The following is a 24,576-nucleotide window of genomic DNA, read 5'->3' on the forward strand; positions in this document are numbered from 1 at the left end:
GGTCGACCACCACGAGAACGCGGCCGCCTCCGCGGCGGCCGACCCGGCGATCCTCGGGCACCTCGTCACGCTCGCCGACCAGGTGGCGAAGGCCGCCGGCAACGAGGAGTACCGCCTCGTCGTCAACACCGGCGCAGGCGCCGGGCAGAGCGTGTTCCACACCCACCTCCATGTGCTCGGCTCGACGCCCGCCATGACCGAGTCCCTGATCTGAGCCGGGACATGTCACGCATCCGCGCCACCGTCGCCGCCCTCCTCGCCACGGGGCTGCTCGCGCTGTCCGCCTGTGGCGGCGCGTCCGACTCCCGGTCCGACGTCGAGCGCCGCGCCACCCAGCCGGCCGGCGCCTCGCCCACGGCGCAGGAGGCGGCCGAGGGCCACGACGGCCACTACGCCGAGCCGGCGAGGTCCAAGCCGCTGCGTGCGGGAGAGACGCGTACGACGATCGCGATGCCGGGCAGCTACACGCCGTCCGCCCCCTACGGCAAGGGCACCGACGACTACCGGTGCTTCCTCCTCGACCCCGAGCTGGCGCGGGACTCGTGGCTCACCGGCACCCAGGTGCTGCCGGGCAACCCCGAGGTCGTCCACCACGTGATCCTCTTCCAGGTGCCGCCCGAGCAGGTCGCGGCGGCCGAGGCGAAGGACGCGGCCGAGGACGACGAGGGCTGGACCTGCTTCGGCGGCACCGGCCTCGACCGCTTCCAGAACGTCGACAACGCTCCCTGGCTCGGCGCCTGGGCCCCCGGCAGCGACGAGTCGGTCGTCAAGCCCGGCTTCGGCGTCCGCCTCGCCAAGGGCAGTCGCATCGTGATGCAGGTGCACTACAACCTGCTCGCCGGCGTCCAGCCGGACACCTCCGCCGCCCAGCTGCGCCTGGCGCCGGGCAAGCGCCCCTACCAGGCGCTCACCACCATGCTGCTGCCCGCGCCGGTCGAGCTGCCGTGCCGCGCCAAGCACGCCGACGGGCCGCTGTGCGACCGCGACGCCGCCGTGGCCGACGTCAAGGAGCGCTTCGGCGCCGAGGGCAACACCGCGGACCTCCTCCACATCCTGTGCGGCACCGAGCCGAAGGCCGGGGAGGTGCAGTCGTGCGTGCGCACGCTGGCCGAGCCGATCACGATCCACGGCGTCGCCGGCCACATGCACCTGCTCGGCCGCTCGATCAGGATCGAGGTCAATCCCGGCACCCCGCAGGCCAGGACGATCCTCGACATCCCCGTGTGGGACTTCGACGACCAGGGGAGCCGGCCGATCGAGCCGGTCCACCTCGACGCCTTCCAGCAGGTCAAGGTGACGTGCACCCACGTCCAGTGGCTGCGCGACAAGCTGCCGTCCTTCGAGGGCCAGCCCGACCGCTACGTCGTGTGGGGCGAGGGCACCACCGACGAGATGTGCCTCGGGATGCTGCAGGTCACCCGCGGCTGAGCCCGGAGCGAACCGAGTGGGCCGGGAGCCGCCCGCTCGGTAGCATGGAGCCTCCATGCCACCGACTCGGAAGGCCGCCCGCCACGGGCATCCATGACTGACACGACCCGCAGCACGAGCCGCAGCACCATGCGCAGCGCCACCCCGCAGGACAAGCCGACCCACACCGTCGTCGTCCCCAACAGCATCGACATGGTCTCGGTCCTGGGGCCGGGCGACGAGCACCTCCGGCTGATCGAGCGGGCCTTCGGGGCCGACGTGCACGTGCGCGGCAACCGCATCACGCTGACCGGCGACTCCGCCGAGGTCGCGATGGCCGAGCGGCTCCTCGACGAGGTCGTCACGCTGGTCCGCACCGGTCAGGGCGTCACCGCCGAGACCGTCGAGCGGATCATCCAGATGCTGCAGACCGAGACGCAGGAGCGCCCGGCCGACGTGCTGAGCCTCAACATCCTGTCCAACCGCGGCCGCACGATCCGTCCCAAGACGCTCAACCAGAAGCGCTACGTCGAGGCGATCGACAACTCCACGATCACCTTCGGCATCGGTCCCGCCGGCACCGGCAAGACCTACCTCGCGATGGCCAAGGCCGTGCAGGCCCTGCAGGCCAAGGAGGTCAACCGGATCATCCTGAGCCGTCCGGCCGTCGAGGCGGGAGAGCGGCTCGGCTTCCTGCCCGGCACGCTGAGCGAGAAGATCGACCCCTACCTGCGCCCGCTCTACGACGCGCTGCACGACATGGTCGACCCCGAGACCATCCCCAAGCTGCTCGCCGCCGGCACCATCGAGGTCGCGCCGCTGGCGTTCCTCCGCGGCCGCTCGCTCAACGACTCCTTCATCATCCTCGACGAGGCGCAGAACACCACGGCCGAGCAGATGAAGATGTTCCTGACCCGGCTCGGCTTCGGCTCGCGCATCGTGGTCACCGGCGACACCAGCCAGGTCGACCTCCCCTCCGGGACGAAGTCCGGGCTGCGGGTGGTCGAGGGCATCCTCGACGGTGTCGACGACATCACGTTCTGCCGCCTCACCGGCACCGACGTCGTACGCCACCGGCTGGTCGGCCGCATCGTCGAGGCCTACGAGGTCTTCGATGCCCACGCTGAGGCCAAGCTCGCGACGGCGCCGACCAAGACCGGCCCCACCAAGAGCGAGCGGAGCACCCGATGAGCATCGAGGTGCTCAACGAGTCGGGCCTCGAGTTCGACGTACGCCGCCTCTCCCGGCTGGCGCGCTTCGTGATGGAGCAGATGCGCGTCCACCCGCAGGCCGAGCTGTGCATCAAGGCGGTCGACGAGGACACCATCGCCGAGCTCAACGGGCAGTGGATGGAGAAGGAGGGCCCGACCGACGTGCTCGCCTTCCCGATGGACGAGCTGCGTCCCGGCAAGGTCAACGAGGAGCCCGAGGAGGGCGTCCTCGGCGACCTGGTGCTGGCCCCGGCCGTCGCCGAGCGGCAGGGCGTGGAGGCCGGTCACGGTCGCGAGGCCGAGATCGACCTGCTCACCACCCACGGCATCCTGCACCTCCTCGGCTACGACCACGCCGAGCCCGACGAGCACGCCGTGATGTTCGGCCTCCAGAGCGAGCTGCTGGAGAAGTGGCGCTCCAGCGAGGACCGTGCCGACCAGGAACCCGGCTGGTCATGACCGCCGACATCTGGCAGCTCGGATCGGCGACCCTGCTGGTCCTGCTGGCCGGTCTCTTCTCCGCCGCCGACGCCGCCCTGGGCAGCTTCTCGCGCGCTCGCGCCGAGGAGATGAAGGCCGAGGGCCGCGGCGGTGCCGCCCGGCTGGTCCGGCTCCTCGACGACCCCACCCGCTACCTCAACACCGCGCTGCTGCTGCGGCTGCTGTGCGAGATCAGCGCCATCGTGCTGGTCTCGACGTGGGCCCGCGACGCCTTCCCGGGCTCGCTGCTGACGAGCGTGTTCACCACGATCGGCGTGATGCTGGTCGTCTCCTTCGTGGTGATCGGCGTGGCCCCCCGCACGATCGGGCGCCAGCACGACGCGAAGGTCGCCCTGCTCTCGGCGGGGCCGATCTCGCTCGTCACCACGATCCTCGGCCCGATTCCGGCGCTGCTGATCATGCTCGGCAACGCGATCACCCCCGGCAAGGGCTTCAGCGAGGGCCCGTTCTCGACCGAGACCGAGCTGCGCGAGCTGGTCGACATGGCCGAGGCGTCGGCCGTCATCGAGTCTGGCGAGCGCCGGATGATCCACTCCGTCTTCGAGCTCGGCGACACCTCCACCCGCGAGGTGATGGTCCCGCGGCCCGACGTGGTCTACATCGAGCGCCACAAGAACCTGCGCCAGACGATGTCGCTCTTCCTGCGCAGCGGATACTCCCGCATCCCGGTCACGGGCGAGAACCTCGACGACATCATCGGCATGGCCTACCTCAAGGACCTCGTCCGGCGCGACTTCGAGGCCCCCGACGTGGAGTTCACCCAGCGCGTCGACGAGGTGATGCGCCCGGTGCACTACGTGCCGGACTCCAAGCCGGTCGACGCCCTCCTCACCGAGCTCCAGGCCCGACGCCAGCACATCGCGGTGGTCGTCGACGAGTACGGCGGCACCGCCGGGCTGGTCACCATCGAGGACGTCCTCGAGGAGATCGTCGGCGAGATCACCGACGAGTACGACGCCGAGGAGGTCGAGGTCGAGCACCTCGACGGCGGCGTCATCCGGGTCTCCTCGCGCTACCCGGTCGACGACCTCGACGAGCTGGTCGGCTTCACCGTCGAGGACGACGACGTCGACAGCGTCGGGGGCCTGATGGCCAAGCACCTCGGCAAGGTCCCGATCCCGGGCTCCGTGGTGGAGTGCCACGGCCTGCGCCTCGAGGCCGAGCGCGCCACCGGTCGGCGCAACAAGATCGAGGCCGTGCTGGTGTCGGTGGTGGCGGCCGACGGCGAGGACGCCGATGACGACGCCCCCGCCGCGCAGGTCACCTCCGCCGGCCGCTGACCACGACGTACTCCCAGCGCATCCGTCCCGAGCCCTCGTCGGCGTCCGCGGCCAGGGCGTCGAGCGCGGCGTCGAGCTCGGCCCTGCGGTCCGGCCGGTCGGCCAGCGCGCGGTAGGCCATCAGCGTCGGACCGTAGTTGTCACGGAAGTAGGCACGGAAGTCCTCGCGCCCGGGGAACGCGTCCACGTCGACGTGGGCCCGATCGAAGGCCAGGTCCTCGACCCGGTCACCGAACAGCTCGCGCACGTGCGCCTCGTCGCCCCACAGCGGGGGCGGCTGCACCCCGGCCGGCGGGGCCGGCACGAAGTCGCGCATGGTGGCGAACAGTCGGCCGATGAATCCCTCCGGGGTCCAGCTCAGCAGCCCTAGCCGGCCGCCGGGGCGCAGCACCCGCAACAGCTCGTCGGCCGCCGCCTGGTGGTGCGGTGCGAACATCACGCCGACCGTGCTGAGCACGACGTCGTACGACCCATCCGGCCAGGGCAGTGCCTCGGCGTCGGCGACCTGCCAGTCGATGCCGGCGTCGGGGTGCTCGGCCCGTCCGGTCTCGAGGAGCTCGGGCGTCAGGTCGGAGGCGACCACGGTGGCGCCGGTGCGGGCCGCCGGGACGGCAGCGTTGCCGGTGCCGGCCGCGATGTCCAGGACGCGCTCGCCGGACGTGATGGCGAGCGAGGCCACCAGGCGCTGGCCGAGCTCCGGGATGATCTCGCGCGCCACCCGGTCGTAGTGGCCCGAGGCCCACATCGTCCGGTGGCGCTGCTTGAGTGCCGCGTCGCCGTCCACGTCGGTGGGCGGTGCGGTGATCTGGCTGTTCATGTGGGTCCTCCCCGGTTCCGTCAGTGGTGTGCGAGTCACGCTAGGAGCGACGCAACCGTGCGACGAGTGCACGATCTGTACCAGCCGCGCGGGCTGGCGTAGCGTGCGATCCGTGGGCGCGAGCTATCGCCAGTTCTGCCCCATGGCCAAGGCCATGGAGCTGCTCGACGAGCGGTGGACGCTGCTCCTCGTGCGCGAGCTGCTGCTCGGCAGCGAGCGCTTCAACGACCTGCGCCGGGGGCTGCCCCGGATGTCGCCCACCCTGCTGTCGCGGCGGCTCCACCAGCTCGCGTCCGCCGGAGTGGTGACGCGCGAGGACACCGGGGGAGAGGTGCGCTACCGGCTCACCGAGGCGGGTGCGGAGCTGCGGCCGGTGGTGGAGGCGCTGGGCGTCTGGGGCACCCGGTGGATCCCCGGGCTCGCCGACGGGGAGCTCGACCCCAAGCTGCTGCTGTGGGACATGCACCGCAACGTCGACCGGGAGCGGGTGCCGGGACGGCGTACGGTCGTGCGCTTCGAGTTCTCCGACGTGGAGCCCAGGGTCGCGCACTGGTGGATCGTGATCACCGCCGACGACGTCGACGTCTGCGACGACGACCCGGGCGACGAGCCGGCAGCGCGGGTGCAGACCACGCTGCGCACGCTCACGCAGGTCTGGCGCGGCGACCGCACCTGGTCCAGCGCAGTGCGCGACGAGTCGATGCGCGTGCTGGCGAGTGGCGAGGTGGCCCGCTCGCTGCCGGGCTGGTTCCTGCTGTCCCCGTTCGCGGGGGTGCCGCGACCCGCTCACTAGGCTGGGCGGCATGCCTGACGTGCCCGACCTGCCCGACCTGTCCGGCGACCTGAGCGCCGAGGACGCCAAGCTGGTGACCCTGGCGCGCGCCACCCGCGCGCGGGCTCGCTCCCACGAGGGTGCCGCGGTCCGCGACCTCGACGGCCGGACGTACGCCGCGGCGGGCGTCCGCCTCGCGCACCTGGAGCTCTCCGCGCTCGAGGTCTGCGTCGCGATGGCCGTCTCGTCCGCGTCGACCGGGCTCGAGGCGGCGGTCGTCCTCACCGACAGCGAACTGGTCGACGTGGCCGCGGCGAGCGACTTCGCGGGCGCCGACGTGCCCGTGCTGGTGGGCGACGCGACCGGGCGGATCCACACGCGCCAGAGCACCCACGGCAGCTAATCCCTCGCGGGTTGTCCCCGGGACTCGCTAGCGTGGGTGTCGTGCACGTGCCTGTGGGTTGGGAGCAGCACTCCGCCGGGGTGGCGAGGCTCTTGGAGTCGTACGCCGCCCTGCCCGCCGACGCCCCGGTCCGGCTGGCCAAGCGCACCAGCAACCTGTTCCGCGGACGCGCGGCGCTCGGCGCCGGCCTCGACGTGTCCGGCCTCGACGGCGTCATCGAGGTCGTCGGCGACGTCGCCGAGGTGCAGGGGATGTGCACCTACGAGCACCTCGTCGAGGTGACGCTGGCCCACGGGCGCATCCCGCTGGTCGTGCCGCAGCTCCGCACGATCACGCTCGGCGGCGCGGTGAGTGGGCTGGGCATCGAGGCCACCAGCTTCCGCAGCGGCCTGCCCCACGAGTCCGTGCTCGACATGGACGTGATGACCGGCTCGGGCGAGGTCGTGACGACCAAGCCCGGCGACGAGCTCTTCGACGCCTTCCCCAACTCCTACGGCTCGCTCGGCTATGCCATCCGGTTGCGCATCGAGCTCGAGCCGGTGCCGCCCTACGTCGCCCTGCGACACGTCCGCTTCGACGACGCCGATGCCCTCGCCGGGGCCGTGGGCCGGGTCGTGGCGGAGGGTGCGTGGGCGGGGGAGCGCGTGGACGGCCTCGACGGCGTGGCCTTCACCCCCGACGACCTCCGCCTGACGCTCGCCCGCTGGACCGACGAGCCCGGCCCGACCTCCGACTACACCGGCCAGCAGGTCTTCTACCGCTCCCTCCAGCATCGCTCCACCGACCGGCTGACGATGCTCGACTACCTGTGGCGCTGGGACACCGACTGGTTCTGGTGCTCGCGGGCGTTCGGTGCCCAGCACCCGCTCGTACGCCGGCTGTGGCCGCGCCGGCTGCGGCGCTCCGACGTCTACTGGCGCCTCGTCGCCCTCGACCGGCGCTTCGGCATCGGCGACCGGCTCGACCGGCGTGCCGGGCGCCCGCAGGGCGAGCGGGTCGTGCAGGACGTCGAGATCCCGCTCGACCGGCTCGCCGAGTTCCTCGCCTGGTTCGACCGCGAGGTCGGCATGCGCCCGGTCTGGCTGTGCCCGCTGCGGCTGCGTCGGGGGGCCGGGGAGGACGACCGGCCGTGGCCGGGCTACCCGCTGACCGCCGGCACCACCTACGTCAACGTCGGCTTCTGGGGCGTGGTCAACGTCGGGCCCGACGCGCCCGAGTCCCCCCGCAACCGGGCGATCGAGGCGAAGGTCTCCGAGCTCGGCGGCCACAAGAGCCTCTACTCCGAGGCGTTCTACGAGCCCGACGAGTTCGCCCGCCTCTACGGCGGCGAGCACCTCGCGCGCGTCAAGGCGCGCCACGACCCCGACGACCGACTCGCGACCCTCTACGACAAGGTGGTGCAGCCACGATGAGCTCCAGCCCCAGCCTCAACGCCGGCGCGAGGACCACGCCCCGCATGACCATCGGCGACGCGATGGAACGCCTCGTCAGGGGCGGCCTGCCGCTGCGCTTCACGGCGTACGACGGCAGCAGCGCCGGGCCGCCCGATGCCGCGCTCGGCATGGACCTGCGCACCGAGCGCGGGCTGTCCTACCTGATGACCGCGCCCGGCGATCTGGGCATGGCCCGGGCCTACGTCAGCGGCGACCTGGACCTGTCCGGCGTCCACCCGGGCGACCCCTACGACGCGCTGGTGCTGCTCAAGGACCACACGAAGTTCCGGGTGCCGACGCCGTCCGAGGCACTGCGCATCGCCCGCGACCTCGGACTGTCGCACCTGCGCCCGCCGGCCCCGCCTCCCCAGGAGCACCTGCCCCGCTGGCGGCGTGCGGTCGAGGGCCTGCGCCACTCGATGACGCGCGACGCCGAGGTCATCTCGCACCACTACGACGTGTCCAACAGCTTCTACGAGCGGGTGCTCGGCCCGTCGATGGTCTACACCTGCGCGCTCTACGAGACGCCCGACGCGACGCTCGAGGACGCGCAGGCCGCGAAGTTCGACCTGGTCTGCCGCAAGCTCGACCTCCGGCCGGGGCAGCGGCTGCTCGACGTCGGGTGCGGCTGGGGCACCATGGTCCGCCACGCCGCCCGCGAGTACGGCGTGAAGGCGCTCGGCGTGACGCTGTCGCTCGAGCAGGCGCAGTGGGCCAAGGAGGCCATCGACCGCGAGGGACTCGGCGACCTCGCCGGGGTGCGCCACCTCGACTACCGCGACGTCGTCGAGACGGGCTTCGACGCGGTGAGCTCGATCGGCCTGACCGAGCACGTCGGCGTGCGCAACTACCCCACCTACTTCTCCCACCTGCGCGACCGGCTCAGGCCCGGCGGCCGGCTGCTCAACCACTGCATCACCCGTGCGCACAACGGCCGCCAGGAGACCGGGGCGTTCATCGACCGCTACGTCTTCCCCGACGGGGAGCTGATCGGGTCCGGCACCATCATCTCGGCCGCGCAGGACCAGGGCCTGGAGGTGCAGCACTCCGAGAACCTCCGGCTCCACTACGCCTCGACCCTGCGCGACTGGAACCGCAACCTCGTCGAGCACTGGGACGAGTGCGTCGCCGAGGTGGGCGAGGGCACGGCGCGGGTGTGGGGCCTCTACATCGCCGGGTCGCGGGTCGGCTTCGAGCGCGGCGAGGTGGAGCTGCACCAGGTCCTGGCCACCCGCAACCACGCCGACGGACGGACCGATTTCCCGATGCGCCCCGACTGGTGAGACACCGATAGCCTCTTCGGGTGAGCACCCGCGCAGCCCAGTTCCGGGCGACCGTACGTCGCCGCGAACCGCTGACCGACCACCTCGTGCGGCTGGTCCTCGACGGCCTCGACGGGTTCGCGTCCACTGGCGTGCCCGACGAGTGGGTCGGCCTCGTGGTGCCCGGCCAGTTCCAGAGCCGCTACTACACCGTGCGGTCGCTCCGGGACGGCGAGCTGACCCTCGACGTCGTCGTCCACGACGTCGGGCTGGTCACCGAGTGGGCGATGCGCGACTGCGTCGGCGACACGGTCACGATCACCGAGCCCAAGTCGTCCTTCTCGCCGCCGGCCGGAGCCGGGTGGCTGCTGCTGGTCGGCGACCTGACGGCCATGCCCGCGATCGCCCGCATCCTGGAGGCCCGCCCCGACCTGCCGACGTACGTCATCGCGGAGGTCCCCGACGACCTGGGCGACTACCTGCCCGGGCACGCGCAGGTCAGCTGGCTCGCGCCCCCGTCCGCCGGGCAGAGCGCGCTGGCCGAGGTCGTCGAGGGCATCGACTGGCCCGAGGGCGAGGGCTACTTCTGGATGGCCGGGGAGTCCGCGCAGATGCGGGCGATCCGCAAGCACCTGATGCGCGACATCGGCCTGCCGACCAGCCACTACGACGTGATGGGCTACTGGCGCGCGACCGCTGGCCGGCAGCCACGCGCGGTCGATCCCGGACCCATCTGGCGCGCGGGCAAGGCGGCAGGGAAGAGTGACGAGCAGATCTGGGCCGACTACGACGCAGCGCGAGAGGCGAGCGATGGCTGACGAGCAGGACGACACCACCGAGGACGTCGACGAGGACCTCGGTGAGGACGTCGACGACCTCGACGAGGACGACGAGGACGACGACTTCGACCTGTCCGGCGTCGCCCCGGCGGGCGCGTTCTACACCGCGCCCGAGGGCTACCGCAGCGGGTTCGCGTCCTTCGTCGGTCGGCCCAACGCCGGCAAGTCGACGCTGACCAACGCCCTGGTCGGCCAGAAGATCGTCATCACCTCATCCAAGCCGCAGACCACCCGCAACGTGGTGCGTGGCATCGTGCACCGCGACGACGCCCAGCTGATCCTCGTCGACACGCCCGGCCTCCACCGCCCGCGCACCCTGCTCGGCGAGCGGCTCAACGACCTCGTGCGGACGACGTGGGCCGAGGTCGACGTCGTGGCCTGCTGCTTCCCCGCCAACGAGAAGATCGGCCCCGGCGACCGATTCCTGGTGACCGAGCTGGCCAAGGTGCGCCGCACCATCCGCATCGCCGTCGCCACCAAGACCGACCTCGTCACCCCCGAGCAGCTGGGCCAGCACCTGCTGGACATCCAGGCGCTCGGTGAGGAGACCGCGACCGAGTGGGCCGAGATCGTCCCCGTCTCCGCGGTGTCCGGCGACCAGGTCCAGCTGCTGGCCGACCTCCTCGTCGCGCAGATGCCGGAGGGGCCGCCGCTCTACCCCGACGGCGACCTGACGGATGCTCCCGAGGAGGCGCTCGCCGCCGACCTGATCCGCGAGGCCGCGCTCGAGGGCGTGCGCGACGAGCTGCCGCACTCGATCGCCGTCGTCGTCGAGGAGATGGGCCTGCGCGAGGGCCGTCCCGACGACAAGCCGCTGCTGGTCATCGTGGCCAACCTCTATGTCGAGCGTGACTCCCAGAAGGGGATCATGATCGGCCACAAGGGCGCGCGCCTGCGCGCGGTCGGCACGGCTGCGCGCAAGCAGATCGAGGCGCTGCTCGGCACGCCGGTCTACCTCGACCTGCAGGTCAAGATCGCCAAGGACTGGCAGCGCGACCCGCGCCAGCTGCGCAAGCTCGGCTTCTGACCCGATCACCCGGGCGGATGGCAGCCATCGGGCATCGCGTGGGACCTGGGGTCGCGGTGGGCCGTGATGGTCACCGTGCCGTCGGGGTGCGTGGCCGACGTGGTCCTGCCCGGCGCGGCGTACGAGCTGGGGCCGGGGGCGCACCGCTGGCAGGACTCGCCTGCGCCTGCTTGCCGAGAGCCTCGATCAGGCGCCTGATCGCCGGCCTGCGTGAGGTGGGGGTGCGGTAGACGGCCATGAAGCGCCTCGTGGGAACGGGGCCCCGGAGCGGGATGACGCGGACGCTGTCGGGCAGGGCCGGGCGTCCCAGCCGCGGCAGCACGGCCACGCAGAGGCCCGCGGACACCAGCGCGACCTGGGAGGCGTACTCCTCCGCGCGGAAGTCCACACCAGGGTTCTCGGTCGAGGCGTTCAGCAGGTCGAGGATCCAGCGGGTGCAGATGCTGTCCGACACATCGGTGACCCACACGTCGCCCACCGTCTCCGAGAGCGCCACCGACCGCCGCTCGGCCAGGCGGTGCGAGGCCGGGACGACCAGGTCGACGGGGTCGTCGGCCAGGTGCACGGCCTCCAGGCCCGCAGCGAGCGTGGTGCGGTCGTGGACCCAGTCGTGGACGATCGCCACGTCGGCGTACCCGCTCGCGACCGCCTCGAGCCCCAGCTCGGGCGCCAGCTCCCTCAGCTGGACGCGCAGCTCCGGCGCGGCCTCGGCGAGTGCACCCAGTGCCGGCGCGGCAACACCGCGGATCGCCGAGGGGAAGCACGCCAGGCTCAGCGTGCCCGTGAGTCCGCCCGCGAGCTCCTCGAGCCGGCCTCGCGCCACCTCCCGCGCTGCGTCGATGGAGACCGCGGCGTCGACCAGGACCAGGGCGGCGTCGGTGAGGACGACACCACGTCCCACGGGTTCGAGGAGTCGTACGCCCGCCTCGCGCTGCAGCCGGCCGATCTGCTGGCTCACGGCGGAGGGCGTGTAGCCGAGCTCGCGCGCCGCGGCGGCCACCGACCCGTGGCGGTGGACGGCGCGCAGGAACACGAGACGGGACAGGTTGATCATGTAGCAACGCTAACCAGTTCTGACGTCGAATTGGCGCTTGTCCTTATCTGTTTTCGGCGCCGATCATGGAGCCATGACGGCACTCGCGCAGCAGCCCTGGCTTCCCGAGCACAGCCGGGCCTACGTCCACGCCCTGGCCGCGGCGGCCGCGGAGCGGCCCGGTCCCGCAGCGCTCGCCGAGCTGGACCGCCTGGTCGAGGCGAACCGTCAGATCCACGATCGTGACTGCCTGAACCTCAACCCGGCGACGAACATCATGAGTCCGCGCGCCGAGGCGATGCTGTCCGCCGGGCTCGGGTCGAGGGCATCGCTGGGATATCCCGGGGACAAGTACGAGATGGGCCTGGAAGCCATCGAGCAGATCGAGGTCATGGCGGCCGAGCTCGCTGCCGACGTGTTCGGGGCGCGGTACGCCGAGATCCGCGTGCCGTCGGGCGCCATCGCCAACCTGTACGCCTTCATGGCGACGTGCGAGCCCGGGGACACGATCATCGCCCCGCCTCCCAGCATCGGGGGCCACGTCACCCACCACGCCGGCGGGTCCGCCGGGATGTATCGGTTGCGCACCGTCCCAGCACCGGTCGACGCCGACCGGTTCACCGTCGACGTGGCGGGCCTGCGCGCCCTCGCCCTCGAGCACCGGCCCCGGATGATCACCATCGGCGCCAGCATGAACCTCTACCCGCACCCGGTCGCTGCCCTGCGTGAGGTCGCCGACGAGGTGGGAGCAGTGCTGCTCTTCGACGCCGCCCACCTGTGCGGCCTGATTGCCGGAGGCGCCTGGCCGAACCCCCTCGAGCAGGGTGCGCACCTGATGACGATGAGCACCTACAAGAGCCTCGGCGGGCCGCCCGCGGGCCTGATCGTCACCAACGAACCGGAGATCGCCCAACGCCTCGACGCCATCGCCTACCCCGGGCTGACCGCCAACTTCGACGCCGGCAAGGCCGCTGCCCTGGCCGTGACCATGCTCGACTGGAAGGCAGCCGGCACCGAGTACGCCGCGACGATGGTGCAGACCGCCACCGAGCTCGCCTCGGGCCTGCTGGCGCGAGGGCTGCCCGTGTTCGAGGGCGCCGGGGGAGCGACCGCGTCCCACCAGCTCGCCCTCGAGGCACACCAGTGGGGAGGTGGCCAGAGCGCCGCGAAGCTCCTGCGGCGGGCCAACCTCCTGACATCCGGGATCGGCCTTCCCGTGGACGCGGTGGACGGCGACATGAACGGGCTGCGGATTGGCACCCCCGAGCTGGTGCGACTGGGCATGAAGCCTCACGACATGGACGAGCTCGCCTCGCTCATCGCCGAGGGCCTGTCGGCCGAGGTCGATCACGGCGACCTCGCCGCCCGGGTCACGACGTACCGGTCCCGCTTCTCGGGAGTGCACTTCACCGCCTAGCGTGGCGGGCGGCGCGACCGTGGGCCAGCAGGCCAGGTCACACCGGCGTCGTCGACGGTGTCGGGGGAGTAGGCGGCCGCTCGCCGCAGGCGGGTGACGCGGTGTCGCCGCAGGTCGAGGTGCTCGGGACCCTGTCGGGGACGGTGCAGCAGGACTAGGTTCGGGTGCACCGGCTGTTGTATCCCTGGAGGTCCGAGATGAGGATCCTGCGCAAGCTCTCGTCTACGTCCCTGCTGGTCGCGCTGCTCGTCGCCGCGCCGCAGTCCGGCGGTGCGCCGCCGCCGGCCGCACCGCAGGCCCTGCCCCAGCTGGTCGACGTACGTGCCGTGCACCGGGCGGGCTTCGACCGCGTGATCTTCCAGTTCGACTCCGGCATCCCGTCGGGCGCCGACGTCCGCTACGTCCGCAGGCTCCGGGGCGACGGCTCGGGACTGCCCATCCGGATCGCCGGTCGCGCGATCCTCCAGGTCGGTCTCCACGACACCCGCACCGACACTGCGAGTCCCGCCCCGGCCCGCCGGGCTTTCGCCCTGCCCAACGTCATGACGGCGGTGCGGTCGGGCCTCTTCGAGGGCTGGACGACGTACGGCATCGGGCTGGCGAGGCGCACCCCGGTCGAGGTGATCCGCCAGCCCGGGCGGAGCCGTGTGGTGATCGCGGTCGACGCCGACTTCCCGACGGTCGACCGCCAGGTGTTCTTCCTCGACGAGGACCGCTTCGCCGCCAACCAGGAGCCGTTCTTCGTCGCCCGGACGCGCCCCGTCCCGCTGGGGTCGCCGGCCACCGGGGTGATGGACCGGCTCTTCGCCGGCCCGCTCGACCGGGAGCGCAGCCGGGGGCTGCGCCTGGTCCGGTCCGGCGCGACGGGCTTCGCCGACCTGGCCGTCTCCGGCGGCATCGCCCGCGTCCGGCTGCTGGGTCGGTGCTCCAGCGGTGGGTCGACGGTCACGATCGCGGGCGAGATCGCGCCGACGCTGCGCCAGTTCGACACCGTCGACTGGGTCAAGGTCCTCGACCGGTCGGGGGCGACGGCCGACCCGACCGGTCCGACCGACTCGATCCCGGACTGCCTCAACCCCTGACGCCGCCCGACCGCGCGAGCAGCTCGCCCAGGTCGTCGAGGACCGCCTCGAGCGCTTCGGTGCCCCGACGAGTCGGACGCCGTCCGGGAGCGGTGAAGCCAGTTCCTTCTTTCCGACCGGCCGGGCGCTCCGCACCGTAGGGTGAGGGGGTCGAACCTCATCGCCCCACCCTCGTGTCGGTCATCCGGCGCGTCTCGCTGAGCCTGCTCATCGCTGTCGTGGTCCCCGCCGTCGTGTTCTGCGGCGTCTTCGTGCTGGCGGGCGTGTGGACCGCGATCGCAGCGGCGCTCGCCTGGTCGTACGGCGCGATCGCGTGGCGCGCAGTGACCCGACGTCGTACGTCGGGGCTGCTGATCCTGACCGCCATCCTGCTCACCGGCCGGACCGCGCTCTCGGTCGTGGCCGGCAGCACGTGGCTCTACTTCCTGCAGCCGGTGATCAGCGACGGCATCGTCGCCTTCCTCTTCCTGCTGTCGCTGGCCAGCGCGCGACCGATGGTGGCCCGGCTGGCGGGCGACTTCTACCCGATGGACCACGAGCTCGCGATGCGGCCGCGGATCCGCCGCCTCTTCTGGCACCTCACCGCGTTGTGGGCGGCGCTCGGGCTGGCCAAGGCCGGCATGACGCTCTGGCTGCTCCAGTCGCAGTCCCTGGAGACGTTCGTCCTGGTCAAGAGCGTCTCCATGCTGGCGATCAACGTGCTCGCGGCGTTCGCCACGATCGGCATGGCAGCGCTGGTGGCGCGCAAGGAGGGCCTGATGGGCTCCACGCGCCTGCTGCCGGTGACCGTCGAGGCTCAGAACCCGATCGGGAGGCCGGCGTAGTTCTCGGCGAGGCCGGTGGCACCGGCCTCGCTCGTGGCGACCCACCGCAGCTGCGAGAGCTGCAGCTGCTGGTCGAAGTCGTCGCCGCTCGTGTGCAGCATCGTGGTCATCCACCACGAGAAGTGGGTGCAGCGCCAGACCCGGCGCAGCGCGGCGTCGGAGTAGGCGTCCGCGAGCCGGGCATCGTCCCTGCGCAGCAGGTCAACCAGGGCCGGTGCGAGCAGGCCCACGTCGGCCACCGCGAGGTTGAGCCCCTTGGCGCCGGTCGGCGGCACGATGTGGGCCGCGTCGCCGGCCAGGAACAGGCGTCCGTGGCGCATCGGCGTCTGCACGAAGGACCGCATCGGCAGCACGCTCTTCTCGGTGACCGGCCCCGGCGTGAGCGACCAGCCGTCCTGCCCGTCGCCGAGCCGGGTGGCCAGCGCCGACCAGATCCGGTCGTCGGACCAGTCGTCGATGTCGGTGTCGTGGGGGACCTGCAGGTAGAGCCGCGAGACCGTCGCCGAGCGCATCGAGTGCATCGCGAAGCCGTCGGGGTGCCAGGCATAGATCAGCTCGTCGGTCGACGGCGCGACGTCGGCCAGGATGCCGAGCCAGGAGTAGGGGTAGACCTTCTCCCAGCTCTGCCGGACCGCGTCCGGCACCGACGAGCGGGACGGGCCGAACGACCCGTCGCACCCCACCACCACCGACGCGCTCACCCGGGTCGGCGAGCCCGACGCCGACACGAAGGTCACCGACGGGCTGTCCGACTCGAGGTCGTGCAGCGCGGTGTCGGAGACGCCGTAGTGCACCTCCTGGCCGTCGGCTGCGCGCGCGGCGACGAGGTCCTTCTGCACCTCGGTCTGCCCGTAGACCCAGACCGACCGGCCGGTGAGGTCGACGAAGTCGAGGTGGTGCCGCTCCTCGGGCCACTGCAGGTAGATCCCGCGGTGCTGGTCACCCTCGCGCGCGAGCCGGTCGCCGAGGTCGGCCGAGCGGAGCAGGTCGACCGACGACTGCTCGAGGATGCCGGCCCGGATCCGGGAGCCGACGTACTCCTCGGTGCGCGCCTCGACGACCACGGACTCGACGCCCTCGGCCGCGAGGAGGTGGGACAGCAACATGCCGGCGGGGCCGGCGCCGATGATCGCGACCTGGGTGCGCACGTCGTCCATGGGTGCAGTCAAGGCGGTGGCGTGTCCGCTGGACGAGAGGTGGTTTCCGCTGGACGGAACCTCAGGTCGAGCGGGCCGCGTCGAGCGCCCGACCCACGCCGCGCGCGGCCACCTGGAGGGCCGCCACGAGTCGCGGCCGGTCACGCTTGAGCGAGGGCACCACCAGCCCGAGGGAGGCCACGACGTCGCCGCCGCGACGCAGCGGCACGGCCACCGAGCACGCGCCGAGGCTCATCTCCTCGGTCGTGGTCGCGAAGTCGTCGCGCAGCGCCTGCCGGAGCTGGCGCCGCAGCAGCCCGGGCTGGGTGACGGTGTACGCCGTGATGCGGGGAAGGTCGGCCAGCACCTGCTGCTGCACGTCGACCGGTGCGTGCGCCAGGAGCACCTTCCCGACGCCGGTCGCGTGCATGGGCAGCCGGGACCCGATGGTGCTGACGACCGGCACGGAGGCGCTGCCGCGCAGGCGGTCGAGGTAGAGGACCTCGGTGTCGTCGCGCACCGCGAGGTGCACGGTGGCGTGCGTGGCGCCGTAGAGGTCGTGGAGGTAGGGCGAGGCCAGCTCGACCAGCCCGGCCTGGAGTGGCGCGAGCAGCCCGATGTCCCAGAGCCGACGCCCGACGACGTAGTCGCCGGAACCGGTGCGGGTGAGGGCGCCCCACTCGACGAGCTCGGCGACCAGCCGGTGGGCGGTCGCCACCGGCAGCCCGGCGCGCTCGGCGAGGAGGGTCAGCGGGAGCCGGCGGTGGTCCTCGTCGAAGGCGCCGAGCAGGGCCAGCGCCCGACTGGTGACCGAGGCGCCGGGCGTCGTCGAGTTGCCGGCCATGCGTGGCAGTCTTCCACTAGGCGGAATCCGGCGGAACCGGGTCGTGCACGTGGGCGGGGACGGTCGCCAGGGCCGCGACGGCCAGGAGGGCCGCGACCGCGAAGGCGTAGAAGCCCCACGGATAGGCGATGCCCGCTGTCACGAGCGCTCCGCCCAGCGACGGTCCGACGATCGCGCCCACCCGTCCGACGCCCGCGGCCATGCCGAGAGCCGTGCCCCGGATCTCCGGCGGGTAGAGGTGGCCGACGAAGGCGTAGACGAGCACCTGCGCGCTGAACACGAAGATGCCGGCGAGCAGCACCGCGGCGTACACCAGGGCCGTGCTCTCCAGCTTGATGGAGAGCAGGGCGAGGAAGACGGCGGCCAGCCCGAACCAGAGCAGCACGGTGGGCTTGTTGCCCCGGGCGTCGGAGATGCCGCCGGCGACCATCAGGCCGATGACCGCACCGATGTTGAGGACCAGGAGCAGGCCGATGCCGCCCTCGATGGAGTAGCCCGCCTCGCCCATGATGGTCGGGAGCCAGGTGTTGAGGCCGTAGACCAGCAGCAGGCCGCAGAACGATGCGACCCACAGCCCCAGGCTCACCCGCAGGTAGCGGCCGCGGACGACCTCGGTGCTCCGGCTGACCTGCGCTTCGCCGTCGTCGCGGGCCTCGACCGCACGCAGGTACGCCGCCGACTCGGGCAGCCGCGCGTAGAGCAGCGGGACCGTGAGGAGCCCGGCGACGCCGCCGACCACGAACATCGACTCCCAGCCGTGGTCGTCCACCAGCCAGAGGGCGAGCAGCGCGGTGAGCACGGCGCCGACGTGGTAGCCCGTCATGGTCCGGGTCACTGCTGACGAGCGCCGCTCGCTGGTGGCGTGCTCGCTCATGAACGCGAGCGCGGTCGGCAGGCAGGCGCCCAGTCCGAGGCCGGCCAGGAAGCGCAGGCCGGTGAACTGCGTGACGTCCTGCGCCAGCGGCACCGCGAGGGTGAGCAGCGAGAACCACGTCACGCAGCCGATCAGGCTGCGGCGCCGTCCGAACCGGTCGGTGAGCGGGCCGATCGCGACCGCGCCGATGCCGACCCCGACGAGGCCCAGCGTCGCGGCGGTCGTCGCCGAGGAGGCGGTGAAGCCGAGGTCGCCGGTCTCGATGAGGGTCGGGATGACCGCGCCGATGACGACCAGGTCGAACCCGTCGAGGGCGACAGCCAGCCAACACAGCACGACGGGCCAGCGGTTCGAGGGCGCGGTGGTGGTGGGTGTGGAGAGGGAGGGGGAGGTGGACATGCGGCTGCTCCTTGCCGAGGTTCCGAGAGGTCTCACCGTGCCAGCGGTCACCGGGAGCGCCGACGCATTCCTTCCGCCCAGTGGAAGCGCTGGCGCTCGCGCCGTCGCGGGTGGCCGTAACCTCCGTCGGGTGACCCCGACCCACGCGGACCAGACGCAGGCGCAGGTGAGCGCGGAGATGGCGGCCGTCACCGCGGCGTACGACGCGTCCGGAACCGTCGAGACGCAGACCCGGCTCGACTACGCGCCCTACCGCAGCAGCATCCTGCGGCACCCCACCAAGGACCTCCACCACGCCGACCCGGAGGGCATCGAGCTGTGGAGCCCGGTCTTCGGCGAGCGCGACATCGACCCGCTCGAGGCCGACCTGACCATCCAGCACGACGGGGAGCCGATCGGCGAGCGGATGAAGGTCACCGGACGCGTCCTCGACGGCGACGGGCGTCCGGTCCGCCACCAGCTCGTCGAGATCTGGCAGGCCAACGCGGGTGGGCGCTACGTCCACGAGCGGGACCAGCACCCGGCACCGATCGACCCGCACTTCACCGGCGTCGGCCGCTGCCTCACCGATGCCGACGGCACCTACTCGTTCACCACGATCAAGCCCGGCCCCTACCCGTGGCGCAACCACCGCAACGCCTGGCGCCCGGCGCACATCCACTTCTCGCTCTTCGGCTCGGAGTTCACCCAGCGGATGGTCACCCAGATGTACTTCCCGGGCGACCCGCTGTTCGCCCTCGACCCGATCTACCAGGCGATCGTCGACCAGCAGGCCCGCGACCGGCTGGTCGCGACCTACGACCACGACCTCACCGAGCACGAGTGGTCCACGGGCTACCGCTGGGACATCGTCCTGACCGGCGCCCACCGGACACCGCTCGAGGAGGAGTCATGACCCTGGTCCCCACGCCCGGCCAGACGGTCGGGCCCTTCTTCGCCTTCGCGCTCGTCCAGGCCGGGGGAGCCGACCTGGTGCCGTCCGGGCACCCCGAGGCCGTGCGGCTGACCGGGCGCGTCCTCGACGGCGCCGGCGACCCGGTGCCCGACGCGCTCGTGGAGATCTGGCAGGCCGGACCGGACGGCCGCGTCCCGCGCGCCCCCGGCTCGCTGCACCGCGACGGGTCCACGTTCACCGGCTGGGGACGCGCCCCGACCGATCGCACGGGCCGCTTCGCCTTCACCACGCTTACGCCCGGCGCGACGAGCCCCGGCGCGGCGCCGTACGTCGCCGTGGCGGTGTTCGCCCGCGGCCTGCTCGACCGCCTGCTCACCCGCGCCTACCTGCCGGGCGACGACGCCGCGCTGGCCGCCGACCCGCTGCTCGCCTCGGTCGAGGAGGCGCGTCGCGCGACCCTCGTCGCCAACGCCGACGACCACGGGTTCGTCTTCGACATCCGGCTCCAGGGCGAGGGCGAGACCGTCTTCCTCGCCCATCGGCCAGACTGACCGCGTGAGCGACCTCTACTGGCCCGGCGACGACCGGGCGGGCGAGCACTTCGGCCAGGAGGCCTTCGTGCGCGCGCTCGTCGACGTCGAGGAGGACTGGTTGGCCCGTCTCGGCCATCCAGCCGACCTGCAGGCCCTCGTGCAGTCGCGCGACCTCGAGGTGCTGGCCCGCGAGGCCGAGCGGGGCGGCAACCCGGTGATCGGGCTCGTCGACCGCCTCCGCGACGGCCTCACGGGCGAGCCCGCGTCCTGGCTGCACCGCGGGCTCACGAGCCAGGACGTCGTCGACTCGGCGCTGGTGCGGATGGCGGAGCGCGCCGCCGGCGACCTCCGCGCCGACTTGGCGGCGCTGGGGGCGGACCTCACTGCTCTGGCGCAGGCCCACCGCGACACCCCGATGGTCGCGCGCACGCTCACCCAGCACGCCGTCCCGACGACGTTCGGCCTCCGCGTCGCGCAGTGGCTCGCGGCGCTCGTCGACGCCGACGAGCAGCTCTCCGGCCTGTCGTTCCCCGACCAGGTCGGCGGCGCCGCCGGCACCCGCGCGGCGATGGTCGAGCTGGGCGTCGAGGTCGACCTCGAACCGCTCCCGTGGCACACCGTGCGCGCGCCCGTCACCCGCCTCGGCGACGCCCTCGTCACGACCACCGACGCGCTCGCGCGGATCGCCAACGACGTCCTGGTCATGTCGCGGCCCGAGATCGGCGAGCTCTCCGAGGGGCGGCCCGGAGGGTCCTCGACCATGCCGGGCAAGGCCAACCCGGTGCTGTCCGTGCTGGTCCGCCGGGCTGCGCTGACCACGCCGCAGCTCGCGGCGACGCTGCACGTCGGCGCCGCCTCGCAGGTCGACGACCGGGCCGACGGCGGCTGGCACGCCGAGTGGGCGACGGTGCGCGACCTCGTACGACGCACGCTGACCGCCGCCTCGCAGTCGGTGGAGCTGGTCGCCGGCCTGCAGGTGCACGCCGAGCGGATGGCCGCGACCCTCGCGGCCGCCGGGGCGTCGGTCCGTGCCGAGCAGCGTGCGATGACAGACCTGACCGGCCGTGTCCCGCTGCCGTCGTACGACGGACAGGCCGGCGCGATCGTCGATGCCGTCGTCCTGCGTGCCCAACGCCACTGGAGGTCCGCATGATCCCCGTCGTCACCGCCGTCCGCCTGACCGCGGCCGAGGACCGCACCGCGCTGCCGCTGCTGGTGCTCGGCCCGTCGCTCGGCACCTCCGCCTCGACCCTGTGGGGCGACTGCGCGACGCACCTCACCGACGCCTTCGACGTCCTCGCGTGGGACCTGCCGGGCCACGGCCGCAACGGGTCCGTGCCCGACCGCTCGTGGTCGATGGGCGACCTCGCCGCCGGTGTGCTCCGGACCGTCGACGAGGTGCTGGCCGAGCGGGGCGAGGCAGGTGCCACCTTCGGCTACGCCGGGGACTCCGTCGGCGGCGCCGTCGGACTGCAGCTCCTCCTCGACGTGCCGGACCGGGTCTCGGGCGCCGTGCTGCTGTGCACCGGCGCGCGGATCGGCACCGCCGACTCGTGGGCAGAGCGGATCGACCTGGTCCGCTCGGCCGGCACCCCGGCTTTGGTCAGCGCCTCCGCGCAGCGGTGGTTCGGCCCCGGGTTCCTCGAGCGCGAGCCCGCCCGTGGCTCGGCGCTGCTCCACGCGCTGCAGGACGTCGACGACACCGGGTACGCCCAGGTGTGCGGCGCGCTGGCGGACTTCGACCTGCGCGAGCGTCTCGGTGAGGTCGGCGCGCCCGTGCTGGCGGTCGCCGGGTCGGCCGACGTGGCCACGCCACCCGACTCGCTGCGCCAGGTCGCCGACGGCGTGCGCCGCGGTCGCTTCGTCGAGCTCGACGGCGTCGCGCACCTCGCGCCGGCGGAGGCGCCCGAGGTGGTGGCCCGCATGCTCCGCGAGCACCTGCTCGGCAGTCCCGCACGCGACGGCCACCGCACCCTCGACGAGGTCCACGCCGCCGGCATGCAGGTGCGGCGCGAGGTGCTCGGCGACGCGCACGTCGACCGTGCCACCGCCGCGACCACCGACCTCACCCGCGACTTCCAGGAGCTGATCACCCGCTATGCGTGGGGGAGCATCTGGACCCGGCCCGGTCTCGACCGCCGCAGCCGGTCGCTCATCACCCTGACCGCCCTCGTCGCCCGCGGCCACCACGAGGAGCTCGCGATGCACCTGCGGGCCGCGCGCACCAACGGGGTCACGGTCGACGAGATCACCGAGCTGCTGCTCCAGACCGCGATCTACTGCGGCGTCCCGGACGCCAACACGGCGTTCCGGATCGCCCAGGAGGTCCTGGCCGACGAGCTCCCCGGTGGCGAGGCGCCCGACGCGTGACCCGCGCCTCGCCCGGCAGCGGTCAGGCAGGGACCCAGCAGATCCCGTAGCGCCGCCCGGCGTCCCACTGCTCCTTCGTCGGGCTCTCCTGTGCCCAGGTGAAGTCCAGCGGGTCGTCGGCCCGGGCCCGCGCCACGTCGCCGCAGGGAGCCTCCATCCGGTCCGCGACCGCTGCCGGGGCGGGCAGCCTGCGGCCGGGGATGTCGACCGTGGAGACCGCCTGCCACGTGTGCCGGGCCCCGCAGCCGACCCGACGGAACGCTCGTGTGCCGGGGGCCGCGGTAGCGCACATCGCGACGACCGGCGCGTCGCCCCAGCCCTTCGTCTGCCGCGGCAGCCTCAGCAGCTGCCGGGGCGAGGCGACGGCGACGACGTCGCAGCGGAACCAGTCGGCGCCGGCCTCGGCACGTCGCGGGCTCGGGGTGAACCACACCGCTTGGGCCATCGTCAGGCGCAGCTCGCGCGGCGTCACGCCCAGGTGGCGGGGGAGCCGCGCCGTGCACGTCGTACGCGCCTGTCGCTGCGCGGCCTCGGAGCCGACCCGACGGGACCGCCCGGCGGGCGTCTCCAGGCGCAGCCGGCCGACGAAGTAGGTCTGGGCGGTGTGTGCGCGGCGGCACGCGACGGGCTCCGTGCGTCCCACCACCGCCAGTGCCTGCGGGAATGACAGGGCGTGACACTGGCCGACCTTCGGGGTCGGGCCGGGATCGGGCGGGACGGTCTCGGTCGGAGTCGACGACCCCGACGGCGCGGGCGGCTCGGGGGGCGTGCTGGGGGAGGCGGTGCAACCGGCCAGCAGGAGCGCCGCCGCGAGGGTCGCGGCGAGGGCGCGCGGCATCGGCACCCTCACCCCATCACCAGGGCGGCCAGCGTCCCGCCCAGCTCGTACGCCGACTCCCGGTCCGCCTCACCGACGTCGCCCAGCACCTCGAGGACGGGGGCGGCCTGGCGCCAGGACAGCGCACCGACGATCGACTGCACCGAGCGCACGGCGCCGGCCGTGTCGTAGCGGCCGTGGACGTAGAGGCCGTAGGGCTTGCGGCCACCCTCGGCGGTCGCGGCCGACCCGTCGTCGCTGAGCGCGCCACCGGCCTGCAGGAAGATCGTGTCGAAGAAGTGCTTCAGCGCACCGCTCATGTAGCCGAAGTTGGCCGGGGTCCCCAGCACGTAGCCGTCTGCGGCCAGCACGTCGTCGGCGTCCGCGTCCAGCGCGGCCCGGAGGACGACCTCGACCCCCTCGATCGCATCGTCCGAGGCACCAGCGACCACGGCGTCGGTCAGGGCGCTGACCGACGGGGTCGGGGAGTGGTGGACCACCAGCAGTCGGGGCATGGTCAGAGCCTACGAGTGCGAGTAGCCTCCCGTGTCGTGTCCTTCGAGGTGGCGGGCGAGGCCTACGACCGGTTCATGGGTCGCTACTCGCGACCGCTCGCCGCGGACTTCGCCGCATGGCTCGCGCCGACGCCCGGCCAGCGCGCGATCGACGTGGGGTGCGGGCCGGGTGCGCTGACCAGCGTGCTCGTGGACCGGCTGGGTGCCGACCACGTCAGTGCCGTCGACCCGTCCGCGCCGTTCGTCGCCGCCTGTCGCGACCGCCTCCCCGGGGTGGACGTCCGCCAGGCCGGGGCCGAGTCGCTGCCCTACGACGACGACTCCTTCGACCTGGCGGGGGCGTGCCTGGTCGTGCACTTCATGTCCGACCCCGTCGGGGGCGTCGCCGAGATGAAGCGCGTCACGCGCCCGGACGGCTGGGTCGCGGCCACGGTCTGGGACCTGGCCGGCTCGCGCGCCCCGATGGCGCCGCTGTGGGAGGCGATGGCCGAGGTGGCCCCGGAGCACCCCGACGAGAGCGACTTCCAGGGCGGCTCGCGCGCCAGCCTGCTCGCGGTCCTCGAGGGCGCGGCGCTCCGCGACATCGAGACCACCGAGCTGGCAGTGACCGTCACGCACCCGTCGTTCGAGGAGTGGTGGCAGCCCTACCAGCACGGCGTCGGACCCGCCGGTGAGGCCGTCGCCGCGCTCGACCCCGAGCAGCGCGCGGAGCTCGAGCGGGTCCTGCGGCGCCACCTCGGCGAGGGCCCCTTCGACCTCACCGCCTTCGCCTACGCCGCCCGCGGCCGGGCCTAGTCGTCTCAGTTCCCGGGAGGCGGGGAGCGCGTTCGGCGCGCCGGGGCTACTCTGGTGGCGTCATGATGCGCAGCCTGCTCCTCCTTCGCA

26 protein-coding genes and 1 pseudogene are annotated in these 24,576 nt (G+C 72.9%); 20 read left to right on the forward strand and 7 right to left on the reverse strand.

Annotated elements, in window-relative coordinates; translation table 11 throughout:
• The 5 genes from JWN97_RS09695 to JWN97_RS09715 all read left to right on the forward strand — a co-directional run.
• The coding region (locus JWN97_RS09695; RefSeq protein WP_297621785.1) for an HIT domain-containing protein at positions 1 to 214 on the forward strand (214 nt) is incomplete at its 5' end.
• An 8-nt stretch (positions 215 to 222) separates the two neighbouring features.
• Entirely contained in the window at positions 223 to 1,428 is a 1,206-nt protein-coding gene (locus JWN97_RS09700) for a hypothetical protein (protein WP_297621787.1), read from the forward strand.
• A 129-nt stretch (positions 1,429 to 1,557) separates the two neighbouring features.
• Positions 1,558 to 2,598 (forward strand): PhoH family protein, encoded by a 1,041-nt coding sequence (locus JWN97_RS09705; protein ID WP_297621921.1) that lies wholly within the window; start codon positions 1,558 to 1,560, stop codon positions 2,596 to 2,598.
• Positions 2,595 to 3,077 (forward strand): rRNA maturation RNase YbeY, encoded by a 483-nt coding sequence (ybeY, locus tag JWN97_RS09710; protein WP_297621789.1) that lies wholly within the window; start codon positions 2,595 to 2,597, stop codon positions 3,075 to 3,077. Before JWN97_RS09705 ends, ybeY begins: the two co-directional genes overlap by 4 nt.
• Positions 3,074 to 4,399: a hemolysin family protein gene (locus JWN97_RS09715; protein WP_297621791.1), complete on the forward strand. Its 1,326-nt coding sequence runs from the start codon at positions 3,074 to 3,076 to the stop codon at positions 4,397 to 4,399. The genes ybeY and JWN97_RS09715 overlap by 4 nt, the downstream gene beginning before the upstream one ends.
• On the opposite strand, the gene JWN97_RS09720 is transcribed toward JWN97_RS09715, so the two are convergent.
• Positions 4,380 to 5,216 carry a class I SAM-dependent methyltransferase gene (locus JWN97_RS09720; protein ID WP_297621793.1) on the reverse strand — a complete coding sequence of 279 codons (837 nt, stop codon included), beginning with the start codon at positions 5,214 to 5,216 and terminating at the stop codon, positions 4,380 to 4,382. The two genes, JWN97_RS09715 and JWN97_RS09720, sit on opposite strands and share 20 nt — an antisense overlap.
• Before the next feature lie 112 nt (positions 5,217 to 5,328).
• Between JWN97_RS09720 and JWN97_RS09725 the strand changes: the two genes are divergently transcribed.
• Genes JWN97_RS09725 through era form a run of 6 tightly spaced genes read left to right on the forward strand, consistent with a single transcriptional unit; the run spans position 5,329 to position 10,952 of the window.
• Positions 5,329 to 6,009 (forward strand): helix-turn-helix domain-containing protein, encoded by a 681-nt coding sequence (locus tag JWN97_RS09725; protein ID WP_297621795.1) that lies wholly within the window; start codon positions 5,329 to 5,331, stop codon positions 6,007 to 6,009.
• A 10-nt stretch (positions 6,010 to 6,019) separates the two neighbouring features.
• Positions 6,020 to 6,391, forward strand: a complete 372-nt coding sequence (locus JWN97_RS09730; protein ID WP_297621797.1) for a cytidine deaminase — start codon at positions 6,020 to 6,022, stop codon at positions 6,389 to 6,391.
• A 41-nt stretch (positions 6,392 to 6,432) separates the two neighbouring features.
• Positions 6,433 to 7,803, forward strand: a complete 1,371-nt coding sequence (locus JWN97_RS09735; protein ID WP_363321274.1) for an FAD-binding oxidoreductase — start codon at positions 6,433 to 6,435, stop codon at positions 7,801 to 7,803.
• Positions 7,800 to 9,107, forward strand: a complete 1,308-nt coding sequence (locus JWN97_RS09740; RefSeq protein WP_297621799.1) for a class I SAM-dependent methyltransferase — start codon at positions 7,800 to 7,802, stop codon at positions 9,105 to 9,107. The genes JWN97_RS09735 and JWN97_RS09740 overlap by 4 nt, the downstream gene beginning before the upstream one ends.
• 20 nt (positions 9,108 to 9,127) lie before the next feature.
• Positions 9,128 to 9,904: a siderophore-interacting protein gene (locus tag JWN97_RS09745; RefSeq protein ID WP_297621801.1), complete on the forward strand. Its 777-nt coding sequence runs from the start codon at positions 9,128 to 9,130 to the stop codon at positions 9,902 to 9,904.
• Positions 9,897 to 10,952, forward strand: coding sequence for a GTPase Era (gene era / locus JWN97_RS09750; protein ID WP_297621803.1), 1,056 nt, complete (start codon positions 9,897 to 9,899; stop codon positions 10,950 to 10,952). The genes JWN97_RS09745 and era overlap by 8 nt, the downstream gene beginning before the upstream one ends.
• Positions 10,953 to 11,022: 70 nt before the next feature.
• Here era and JWN97_RS09755 read toward each other — a convergent pair whose 3' ends face one another.
• The gene (locus tag JWN97_RS09755; protein ID WP_297621805.1) at positions 11,023 to 12,006 is read right to left on the reverse strand and encodes a LysR family transcriptional regulator; all 984 of its coding nucleotides are present in this window, start codon (positions 12,004 to 12,006) and stop codon (positions 11,023 to 11,025) included.
• 73 nt (positions 12,007 to 12,079) lie between these two features.
• Here JWN97_RS09755 and JWN97_RS09760 point away from each other — a divergent pair, with 73 nt between their 5' ends.
• The 3 genes from JWN97_RS09760 (at position 12,080) to JWN97_RS09770 (ending at position 15,308) form a co-directional block, all read left to right on the forward strand.
• Positions 12,080 to 13,402, forward strand: a complete 1,323-nt coding sequence (locus JWN97_RS09760; RefSeq protein WP_297621807.1) for an aminotransferase class I/II-fold pyridoxal phosphate-dependent enzyme — start codon at positions 12,080 to 12,082, stop codon at positions 13,400 to 13,402.
• Between the two features lie 197 nt (positions 13,403 to 13,599).
• Positions 13,600 to 14,484 (forward strand): hypothetical protein, encoded by an 885-nt coding sequence (locus tag JWN97_RS09765; RefSeq protein ID WP_297621809.1) that lies wholly within the window; start codon positions 13,600 to 13,602, stop codon positions 14,482 to 14,484.
• Positions 14,485 to 14,657: 173 nt separating this feature from the next.
• Positions 14,658 to 15,308 carry a VC0807 family protein gene (locus JWN97_RS09770; protein WP_297621811.1) on the forward strand — a complete coding sequence of 217 codons (651 nt, stop codon included), beginning with the start codon at positions 14,658 to 14,660 and terminating at the stop codon, positions 15,306 to 15,308.
• On the opposite strand, the gene JWN97_RS09775 is transcribed toward JWN97_RS09770, so the two are convergent.
• The 3 genes from JWN97_RS09775 to JWN97_RS09785 all read right to left on the reverse strand — a co-directional run bounded on the left by JWN97_RS09775 (position 15,281) and on the right by JWN97_RS09785 (position 18,561).
• On the reverse strand, positions 15,281 to 16,465 hold the full coding sequence (locus tag JWN97_RS09775) for a 4-hydroxybenzoate 3-monooxygenase (RefSeq protein WP_297621813.1): 1,185 nt from the start codon (positions 16,463 to 16,465) through the stop codon (positions 15,281 to 15,283). The genes JWN97_RS09770 and JWN97_RS09775 overlap by 28 nt on opposite strands.
• A gap of 61 nt (positions 16,466 to 16,526) precedes the next feature.
• Positions 16,527 to 17,288, reverse strand: a complete 762-nt coding sequence (locus JWN97_RS09780; RefSeq protein WP_297621815.1) for an IclR family transcriptional regulator — start codon at positions 17,286 to 17,288, stop codon at positions 16,527 to 16,529.
• Positions 17,289 to 17,304: 16 nt separating this feature from the next.
• Complete coding sequence (locus tag JWN97_RS09785; protein ID WP_297621817.1) at positions 17,305 to 18,561, reverse strand: aromatic acid/H+ symport family MFS transporter; 1,257 nt, start codon at positions 18,559 to 18,561, stop codon at positions 17,305 to 17,307.
• A gap of 130 nt (positions 18,562 to 18,691) precedes the next feature.
• Here JWN97_RS09785 and pcaH point away from each other — a divergent pair, with 130 nt between their 5' ends.
• The 5 genes and pseudogenes from pcaH (at position 18,692) to pcaC (ending at position 22,359) form a co-directional block, all read left to right on the forward strand.
• Complete coding sequence (gene pcaH, locus JWN97_RS09790; protein WP_297621819.1) at positions 18,692 to 19,456, forward strand: protocatechuate 3,4-dioxygenase subunit beta; 765 nt, start codon at positions 18,692 to 18,694, stop codon at positions 19,454 to 19,456.
• The gene (gene pcaG / locus JWN97_RS09795) at positions 19,453 to 20,007 is read left to right on the forward strand and encodes a protocatechuate 3,4-dioxygenase subunit alpha (protein WP_297621821.1); all 555 of its coding nucleotides are present in this window, start codon (positions 19,453 to 19,455) and stop codon (positions 20,005 to 20,007) included. Before pcaH ends, pcaG begins: the two co-directional genes overlap by 4 nt.
• 4 nt (positions 20,008 to 20,011) lie before the next feature.
• Positions 20,012 to 21,142 (forward strand): lyase family protein, encoded by a 1,131-nt coding sequence (locus tag JWN97_RS09800; RefSeq protein ID WP_297621823.1) that lies wholly within the window; start codon positions 20,012 to 20,014, stop codon positions 21,140 to 21,142.
• A pseudogene (locus JWN97_RS21215) lies at positions 21,139 to 21,879 on the forward strand (alpha/beta fold hydrolase); the annotation flags it as partial. The gene JWN97_RS09800 and the pseudogene JWN97_RS21215, both read left to right, overlap by 4 nt.
• 33 nt (positions 21,880 to 21,912) lie before the next feature.
• Positions 21,913 to 22,359 carry a 4-carboxymuconolactone decarboxylase gene (gene pcaC, locus JWN97_RS21220; RefSeq protein WP_363321276.1) on the forward strand — a complete coding sequence of 149 codons (447 nt, stop codon included), beginning with the start codon at positions 21,913 to 21,915 and terminating at the stop codon, positions 22,357 to 22,359.
• A gap of 22 nt (positions 22,360 to 22,381) precedes the next feature.
• Here the strand turns inward: pcaC and JWN97_RS09810 are convergent, their stop codons facing one another.
• The gene (locus JWN97_RS09810) at positions 22,382 to 23,197 is read right to left on the reverse strand and encodes a septum formation family protein (RefSeq protein ID WP_297621828.1); all 816 of its coding nucleotides are present in this window, start codon (positions 23,195 to 23,197) and stop codon (positions 22,382 to 22,384) included.
• 8 nt (positions 23,198 to 23,205) lie between these two features.
• A complete protein-coding gene (locus JWN97_RS09815) occupies positions 23,206 to 23,691 on the reverse strand; it encodes an NAD(P)H-dependent oxidoreductase (protein ID WP_297621830.1) in 486 nt (161 codons plus the stop codon).
• 36 nt (positions 23,692 to 23,727) lie between these two features.
• Here JWN97_RS09815 and JWN97_RS09820 point away from each other — a divergent pair, with 36 nt between their 5' ends.
• Positions 23,728 to 24,486 (forward strand): methyltransferase domain-containing protein, encoded by a 759-nt coding sequence (locus JWN97_RS09820; protein WP_297621832.1) that lies wholly within the window; start codon positions 23,728 to 23,730, stop codon positions 24,484 to 24,486.
• The last annotated feature ends 90 nt before the right edge of the window (positions 24,487 to 24,576 follow it).

This window comes from Nocardioides sp. (assembly GCF_025965415.1).
Taxonomy (GTDB): Bacteria; Actinomycetota; Actinomycetes; order Propionibacteriales; family Nocardioidaceae; genus Nocardioides.